The organism is Alicyclobacillus acidiphilus NBRC 100859, assembly GCF_001544355.1.
In the GTDB taxonomy this organism is placed as follows: domain Bacteria; phylum Bacillota; class Bacilli; order Alicyclobacillales; family Alicyclobacillaceae; genus Alicyclobacillus; species Alicyclobacillus acidiphilus.
Window position 1 is genome coordinate 1 of the sequence record NZ_BCQI01000126.1, and the last position, 2,749, is coordinate 2,749.

Here is a 2,749-nt window from a genome sequence, read left to right on the forward strand (position 1 = left end):
TCCGGGAGTAGGATAGAACCATGGCAAAACACCACAGTGTGCGCTGATTCCCTTCGGTGTCGATATACGGGAATGCACCTAGGTCGATCTGGGCCTGTTCACCAGGGCCTGTTTCGAACCGAACCGTTGCCTTGGCAGAGACAATGGGGCGAAGCGAGTGCATAAACTCGCGCAGGACCGTGATTCCACCCGTGTATCCCTGCTCCCGAATCTCTCGTAAAATCCTCTCCGCGTTCAGCACCCCAAAACGCATCCGCTGTTCTACATACGGCTTATAGGGCTCCAACTTACTGCCTTTTCGTTTGGTTCCAGCTAAAGGCTTCTTTCCATCCTCCTGCTCTTGGACCACCTTTCGAATTGTCTTACGGTCATGTCCAGTTCTTCGAGAGAGTTCAGAGATACTCACGCCTTCCTGATACATCCTTCTAACTTCCATTTTCTCACTCTCCGTCATCGTGGCACCTCCCACAGCGATGTGAACGGTGCCGTAAATTCGACAAAGGGTGGGGAATTCATCCCGATGATTTTGGGGAATTGAATCCGTTATTTTTGGGGAATTGTATTCCGCTGTTATTGGGGATTTTACAGCCGATGTTGACACCTGCTTCTCTTAAGCCCCGTGATATCATTGACAAGACCCATAAACAACAGCGGAATGCATCTAGGAAGGTTTTCCCACGGAACGTCGTAAGTTTTCTAGACAGTTTAAGGAGCAGGCTGCTCGGCAGTGTCTAGAGACCGGGAATGTGAGCATCGTGGCCCACAAGTATGATGCCAACCCGAACATAGCGTCGAGGTGGCTCAGATAGCAGCCTGAGGGCGGTGTCTGTCCTAGCTGTCTTTCGCAAGTGAAAAGTGCAGAGAATCGCGGCCAATTTGTGCATAGCACCGCCACACCGTTTGCGGAACATTAAGACGAAATGGTAGACAACGCGTGGCGTAATCGGAAACTCTCACCAGTGAAAGCGAGAATGTGCGCGTGATGCACCAATCGGTCAACCAACGCCGCCGTGAGTCGCGTGTCACCGAATACCGTGTTCCATTGCCCGAACTCAAGATTGGACGTCACCATCACGCTGTTGTGTTCGTAGCACGCTGAGATGACGTGAAACAGTAATTCTGCGCCTGTCTGGTGGAATGGAACAAACCCAACCTCATCGAAAATCAACAAATCACAATCAGACAATTCTTTCTGAAATCGCGCCAGCGTTCCAGATTCATGCTTGTCCTGCAAAATCGACACTAAATCGGGTACGCGAAAGAATCGCACCGAATGTCCTTTTCGACACGCCTCTACCCCCAGTGCAATCGCCAGATGCGTTTTCTTATATAAATTTTTCCACAATAGATAGATCCGTCTTTGAACAGCTATTGGTGTCAGAGCCTGTGAGTTCGGCATGGCCGTCAGGTTCTGTGCGCCGGCGGACTTGGGGACGCGTCTGTCTGAGGCAAAGAGACGAGGAGCACTGGAACGCCTCAAACAGGACATCAGACGCACGGATCTGCTCATTCTTGCAGTGGGGATATGTGCCTGTAGACCCAAAGGATCACAATGGCTGTGCAGAGTAATCGCCGACAGTACGAGAGCCGGAGTCTGGTGATTAGAACGGGGTCTCGAGTTCCCGAAATGGGGAGCCGTGTTCACGGATGACCAGATGCCCGCGACTATGATTGACCGCCTCGCGCACCACCGACACCAATGTACGACGGCGAAAACTTCAGAATTAGGCATACATCGATGAAGCAGCGGTGAAAAAAGTACCCATCACATCGAGGGTAGAAACACACCATTTTTCGGAATTTTTGCTTGACATAATACACTGGCCCAAGATACGTTTTACATAGGTCATCTCAAAGGCGTGGGCAAGGTCTATCTTCAGGCGGTCGCGGACACGTACGGCAGCTATGCCTTTGGATTCTTGCATACCGACAAGCTTCCGGATTGTGCCACAGCTGTCTTGCACAACGATGTCTTGCCGTTCTATCGCCGCAAAGGGATAGCGGTGTCTGCCGTGTTAACCTACGACGGTCGGGAGTTCCGCGGTACAGACACGCCCCATACGAGCCATATCTTGCCCTCAACGACCTTGAGCAACGACGCACAAAAGCTCACCGACCGCAGACGAACGGATTTGTGGAGCGCTTTAACCGGACGGTGCTGGATGAGTTCTTTCGTTGAAGTTTCGACAGAAGTTTTACGAGCGCTGGAGGACCTTCAAGCAGACCTCGACGATTGGCTCCGCCACTACAACTCTGAACGTCCGCACCGAGGAGTCGCAACACGGAAACCGGCCAATGGATACCATCCAAGCCTACCACAACAATTTAAGAGAGTTGGAGTGCCAAACTGTTCGGTAGCAATTTAACCGTACAGATTCCATAAACTTCTTGGGGGTTTATAATAAGACTGTTATCACTCAGGAGTGATTTTATGTTAAACAAAGTAAAAAATTGTTTCTATAGGCTAGTTGAACTTTATAAGAGATTTCACCTATTGATTAATACTATACTTACATTGGGGATGTTGGAACTTCTGGCTTATTCCGATTCTCTTATCACGCTTTTTTTAGTCCCCGAATTTGGCCCAATATTAATCGCGATTCTCATAATAGTAGTCCCAATTTCCATTTATGTCCGCAAACGTAGGGCTAGAAAAAAAGAACTGAATGATAAACCAAGCAACGATGAATAGGAACGTCAAACTGGTTATACCGCGACCAAAGCGTGATATGCGTTCACGATAAAGATA

The 2,749-nt window shown here is 49.4% G+C and carries 5 pseudogenes; 3 read left to right on the plus strand and 2 right to left on the minus strand.

Annotated elements, in window-relative coordinates:
* A pseudogene (locus AAC01S_RS18295) lies at positions 1 to 454 on the minus strand (IS21 family transposase); the annotation flags it as partial.
* Positions 455 to 695: 241 nt separating this feature from the next.
* Between AAC01S_RS18295 and AAC01S_RS20340 the strand changes: the two are divergent.
* Positions 696 to 809: pseudogene (locus tag AAC01S_RS20340) on the plus strand (transposase); the annotation flags it as partial.
* Positions 810 to 910: 101 nt separating this feature from the next.
* On the opposite strand, the pseudogene AAC01S_RS19080 reads toward AAC01S_RS20340, so the two are convergent.
* A pseudogene (locus AAC01S_RS19080) lies at positions 911 to 1,324 on the minus strand (ATP-binding protein); the annotation flags it as partial.
* A gap of 46 nt (positions 1,325 to 1,370) precedes the next feature.
* Here AAC01S_RS19080 and AAC01S_RS20345 point away from each other — a divergent pair.
* Positions 1,371 to 1,742: pseudogene (locus AAC01S_RS20345) on the plus strand (ATP-binding protein).
* A gap of 78 nt (positions 1,743 to 1,820) precedes the next feature.
* Positions 1,821 to 2,358 (plus strand): annotated as a pseudogene (locus AAC01S_RS19470) (integrase core domain-containing protein); the annotation flags it as partial.
* Between the last annotated feature and the right edge of the window lie 391 nt (positions 2,359 to 2,749).